The organism is Pirellulales bacterium, assembly GCA_019694455.1.
Lineage (GTDB): Bacteria > Planctomycetota > Planctomycetia > Pirellulales > JAEUIK01 > JAIBBY01.
In genome coordinates, this window is sequence record JAIBBY010000111.1 from 1 (window position 1) to 5,055 (window position 5,055).

General features: G+C 61.2%; 5 protein-coding genes and 1 tRNA gene. 5 read left to right on the plus strand and 1 reads right to left on the minus strand.

Annotation, left to right across the window (positions count from 1 at the left end; all coding sequences use genetic code 11):
* Positions 1-26: 26 nt before the first annotated feature.
* Positions 27-91 (minus strand) — tRNA-Ala (locus K1X71_20915).
* Positions 92-241: 150 nt separating this feature from the next.
* On the opposite strand from K1X71_20915, the gene K1X71_20920 reads away from it, so the two are divergent.
* The 5 genes from K1X71_20920 to K1X71_20940 form a co-directional block, all read left to right on the plus strand.
* Entirely contained in the window at positions 242-1,468 is a 1,227-nt protein-coding gene (locus tag K1X71_20920) for a tyrosine-type recombinase/integrase (protein MBX7075611.1), read from the plus strand.
* Positions 1,449-2,084, plus strand: a complete 636-nt coding sequence (locus tag K1X71_20925; GenBank protein MBX7075612.1) for a hypothetical protein — start codon at positions 1,449-1,451, stop codon at positions 2,082-2,084. The genes K1X71_20920 and K1X71_20925 overlap by 20 nt, the downstream gene beginning before the upstream one ends.
* 121 nt (positions 2,085-2,205) lie before the next feature.
* Positions 2,206-2,415 (plus strand): helix-turn-helix domain-containing protein, encoded by a 210-nt coding sequence (locus K1X71_20930; protein ID MBX7075613.1) that lies wholly within the window; start codon positions 2,206-2,208, stop codon positions 2,413-2,415.
* 181 nt (positions 2,416-2,596) lie between these two features.
* Positions 2,597-3,214, plus strand: a complete 618-nt coding sequence (locus K1X71_20935; protein ID MBX7075614.1) for a hypothetical protein — start codon at positions 2,597-2,599, stop codon at positions 3,212-3,214.
* Positions 3,215-3,699: 485 nt separating this feature from the next.
* A partial coding sequence (locus K1X71_20940; protein MBX7075615.1) for a hypothetical protein occupies positions 3,700-5,055 on the plus strand: 1,356 nt, incomplete at its 3' end.

Sequence of the window (5,055 nt, forward strand, 5' to 3'; positions counted from 1 at the left end):
TGGCAAATGCCAGGCTTTTTCTGAAGTGGAGGATAGGGGACTTGAACCCCTGACCTTCTGGCTGCCAGCCAGAGGAAAGCCTCATACCCTCTGGCAGACGACGATTGATAATCGTTGACTATCGCGGAAAAGACCGCTAATTTGCGTGTGACGGTGCTAGGTCGAAGTTGACGGAATTTGACCCCAAACCTAGCACCGTCCTAGCACCGATACAGCCAGAGGGTTGCCAGAGGGTCCACAAATGGAAGCACAATCCCGCCGCAAGCCGACCAAGATCACGCTGAACAAGGCCGTGGTTGCCGACCTAAAAATCCCCGCCACCGGCCGCGTGTACTACCACGACGCCCGCCAACCAGGACTAGCCGTCTGCGTCACCGCGGCGGGTAGCAAGACGTTCTATCTGTATCGCTGGCACAATGGCCGGCCCCTGCGTCAACGCATCGGGACCACCGACGAGATCACCGTCGAGCAGGCCCGCACCGCGGCTAAGTCGCTCACCGGCGAGATCGTGCAAGGCGTTGACATCGTGGCCCGCAAAAGGGCCGCCCGCGAGGAAATGACCTTCGGCGAGCTGTTCGAAGTCTGGATCGAAAACGCGAAACAGCGAAAACGCACGTGGCCCGAGGACCAGCGGAAGTATGACAAGTTCCTGATTACGTGGGCCGCCCGCCGTTTGTCGGACATCGACGCTGGCGACGTTGAACGAATCCACAATGCAGTCAAGCTCAAGTCGGGCTTGTACCAGGCCAACCGCGTGCTAGAGCTGATCAAGGCCATGTTCGCCCATGCGATCGGCAAGCGCTGGATCACGACCAATCCCGCCGCAACCGTAAAGAAGTTTGAAGAGACAAGCCGCGACCGCTACTTGCGAGCCAGTGAGCTGCCCGCATTTTTCAAGGCACTGGAAGCGGCCCCGGCTGATCAGCATGACTTCTTTATGTTGCTGTTGCTGACCGGCCAGCGGCGTGGTGCTGTTCAGGCGATGAAGTGGATCGACCTGGACTTGGACGCTGGCGTCTGGACGATACCCGCCACCGATTCAAAGAACGGCGAAGCGATCACGTTGCCGCTCGTGCCAAAGGCGCTTGCAATCCTGGTCGGCCGCAAGAATGATTCGCCGTTCGTGTTCCCCAGCAGAGGAAAGTCGGGCCACATCGTTGAGCCCAAAAAGGGCTGGAAGGAGATCACCACCGCGGCCGGATTGGAAGGGCTCCGAATCCACGATCTGCGCCGCACCCTTGGTTCCTGGCAAGCCGCTCAAGGCGTTGCCACGGCCACGATCGGCAAGGCGCTTGGACATGCCCACGGGAGCAGAGCGACGCACGTTTACGCACGGCTAGACCTCGAGCCAGTTCGGCAGGCCGTGACCAACGCCACCGCCGCAATTCTCGCTGCGGCCAAACCCGAAACCAAGAAAACCAAGACCACCAAAGCAAAGGGGGCTGGCCGTGGCAAAAAAGCAAAATAGGCCGTCAAGCAAGGCACGCGCGAAGGAGGTCGACCGCACGATACCGCCAGAGGTCGAGATACGTGATGGCGGCATCTACAAATATCTTTTAAAGGAAGGGAACGAAGAGGGCGAACCGCGGCTACTATCGGATGCACCCATCGACTTCGCGAAACGGCTAGATAAAGAGCTCGCAGCATGGGAACGCTACGCGAGGGAAAGTATCGCGCCTGGCGCCCGCCGAACCAACCGCCAAGCGCTTGAGGTGCTTCAATGCCTGCAATGGATGCGTGGCGAGATTGAGCGCGGCGTTGAGTCCCGCAGTCTCTACGGCGCGTTCCTGTGTGGTGCTGCCACGGAAAAGTTGTACGTAATTCCACACGAGGACAAGGCACGGAAAGGGGGTCGGATGGTACGGGGTAGCCAAATCTCACGCCAGCTCAAAGCCGTGGCCGACTCCAAACGGCGCGAAGAGGTACGCAAGCGGTGCCGAGCGCTGCTGCTGAAAAATCCGAAGATCACAAAGGGCAAGGCTGCGATTAGCTTAAACTCTACATTCACGCGAGAAGCTGGCGGAAAACGCCCGCGAGGTTACAGCGAAAGCGCAATCCGAGGCATCATTGCCGACCTATTCTGAGGGGCAAAACTATTTGCGCAGCGCTGATCAGTGCTGCATAGTTCTCCGCTTCCAGTCGCATTAGGCAGTGCGTAACCTTCCATCAGTGTTGTTCACAAAACACCTGATTGGAGGAAATGCGATGTCTGTTCCTGTTCCTGTTTCCTGCCCTACGCTTCCGCCCAAGGGAGCCGCCCAATACCTGGGCGTACGCGAGCAAACACTCGCTGTCTGGCGATCCACCGGGCGCTACCAGTTGCCATTCACACGGGTCGGTCGGTTGATTCGCTATCGTGTCGCGGACTTGGAGAAGTTCCTCGAGTTGCACACCGTCGGCGAATTTAGCGAGTAACCGATGGACTGCTGGAATTGCAACGTGGAACCCGCGACCACCCGCGCTATGACCGTGCTGGGTGTTGTCGCCGATCTTTGCGGCGCCTGCGCCGTGCGCCATGGCGTCAAACCCTCAAAGAAAACGGCCCGCCGTGATCGGGCGAGCCGTTCCGTAAACCCCATTTCAGGAGTCTTGCTGCATGCATTCGATTTTACCACAGACAACCCCATCCCCCAACGGTCAGCCTGACAGCGTGCCCGATCCGTTTGACCCGGCGCGCCTGCGACTCTCGCAAGACTTCGGCGCGACTCTGGGCGTTAAAAAAGCCGTGCTTACCGTTCCAGTGAAGAAGCCCTCCAAGGAATGGTTTGTGCAAGTGCATCCGGACGAATCGTATCGGATGCAAACCGCGGTGCTCGAATTAAAAGAAGACCGCGAAACATACCTAGTCGATCCGTCGCTCTGGCCCGAGTTGTCGAGTTCCGAATCGACTTTCGGCACGCGCCAAATCTTCACCGCCATTAATCGGCAGGGGGTAGTTTTCCTCTGGCCGATTCGCCTGCCCGGCGCCGATGGAAAGCTGGACGACTGGAATCAAAGCGCGCTCGAGGCTGCGCAGATGGCAACCGGCAAATGGGTGCGCGTGGCCGCGAATATGTCGCTGGGCGCGTACGACGTTTTTGAGGCGACGGCCAAGCTGCCCGACCCGGAGTGGCCGGCGCTTTCGTTTGCCGAGCTGCTCCGCGTCGCGTTCAAGAATCGTTTCATCGACTCACTCGATCACCCGGTATTACTCCGGTTGCGGGGCGAGTCGTGAGCGTGCTGGATTGTTTCCGCGAAATCTGGCTGGCGGACTTCGAGTTCCACGCGCCACCGGGGGAGCGACCTACAGCGCTTTGCCTGGTGGCGCGGGAGCACCGGAGCGGCCGCACGATTCGACTCTGGGGCGATGAGCTGGCGACCGAAGCGGCGCCGTTCCCCGTCGATGAGGGCGCGCTGTTCGTCGCGTACTACGCTTCCGCTGAGCTAGGCTGCTGCCTCTCGCTCGGTTGGCAATTGCCGGCGCGGGTGCTCGACCTCTACGCCGAGTTTTCGTGCAAAACTTCGGGGCTGCCGATTCCGTGCGGGCGCGGCTTGTTGGGCGCGTTGACCTATCATGGGCTAGACGCCATTGACGCGACCGATAAGGCGGAGATGCGAGACCTCGCTATCCGCGGCGGTCCGTTCACCAGCGCGGAGGCGGCGGCGCTGCTCGACTACTGTGAATCTGATGTAGTGGCGCTCGACAAGCTGTTGCCAGCCATGGCGCCCAAGCTCGACCTCCCGCGGGCGCTACTGCGCGGGCGCTACATGGCGGCGGCGGCGCGCATCGAGTGGGCCGGAACCCCGATTGATACCGAAACCCTGGCTGACCTGCGCGAGGCGTGGCCGACAATCAAAACCAAATTGATTGCGGAAGTCGACGCCGATTATGGGGTGTATGTGCCAACTGGATCGACGCTGGACGCCAGTACGCCCCACGGCGCGGCAGTGTTCGCCACGGCGGAAGAATGTGGCATCGACCCCTACCGCCTACAGGACGCGCTCGAGATGTTGTGGCGCGAGGAGCGCGATGCACACCGCGAGGTAGACGGCGCTGTGCGAGATGCCCGGAAGGCGACCGGCTTAACGGCGAACCGCATTGCGAAGATTGAAGATGCTGGCGGCGACCATTCCGCGGTTCCGCACCTGGACGCTAAGGCGCGCGAGCTGGCGGCGCAGCTGCCCGCGTTGGGGCTAGGTCGTGGCTACCGTTCTGGCGAAAGCGCGAACAGCGAAGACCCCGCCGCGGGGCTCTGGCAATTGCTCCGCGAGCCCTCGCACCGAACCTCGCGGACCGACCCGGCGTTGATGCGGCGCGCGGCTGAGCTGGTGGTGGCGACTGGCGACGACGTAGCGAGCCGGCAATTGTCATTTTCGGCGGCGCGGTTTGGCGAATACCTCACGCGCTCGAGAATACCCTGGCCGCACCTCCCCTCGGGGGCGCTCGACTTGAGCGATAACGCCTTTCGACAGATGGCGCGGCAGTTCCCGGCAATTGCACCGCTCCGCGAGCTGAGATATTCGCTCTCACAACTTCGGTTGAACGATCTAGCAGTTGGCGCGGATGGTCGCAATCGATGTTTACTGTCCGCGTTTGCGAGCCGGACCGGTCGCAATCAGCCATCGAATGCCCGGTTCATTTTTGGTCCATCTGTGTGGCTGCGAGGTTTGATTCAACCAGCACCAGGGCGCGCCGTAGCCTACCTGGATTGGTGTCAACAAGAGTTCGGGATTGCCGCGGCGCTGTCTGGCGATGCACGCATGGCGGACGCCTACAGCTCTGGCGACCCGTACCTTGCGTTCGCCAAACAAGCCGGCGCCGTGCCAGCGGATGCCACCAAGCAAACCCACGCCGCGGAGCGCGAGCGCTTCAAGGTGTGCGCCCTGGCGGTTCAGTACGGCATGGCAGAAACCTCGCTGGCGGCGGCACTGGGGCAGACCGAAGCGCACGCCCGCGACTTGCTGCGCTTGCATCGTGAGACCTACCCGCGGTTCTGGCGCTGGTCTCAAGCCGCGGTCGACCACGCGATGTTGCATGGATACCTAGAGACGGTTTTTGGCTGGCGCGTCCACGTC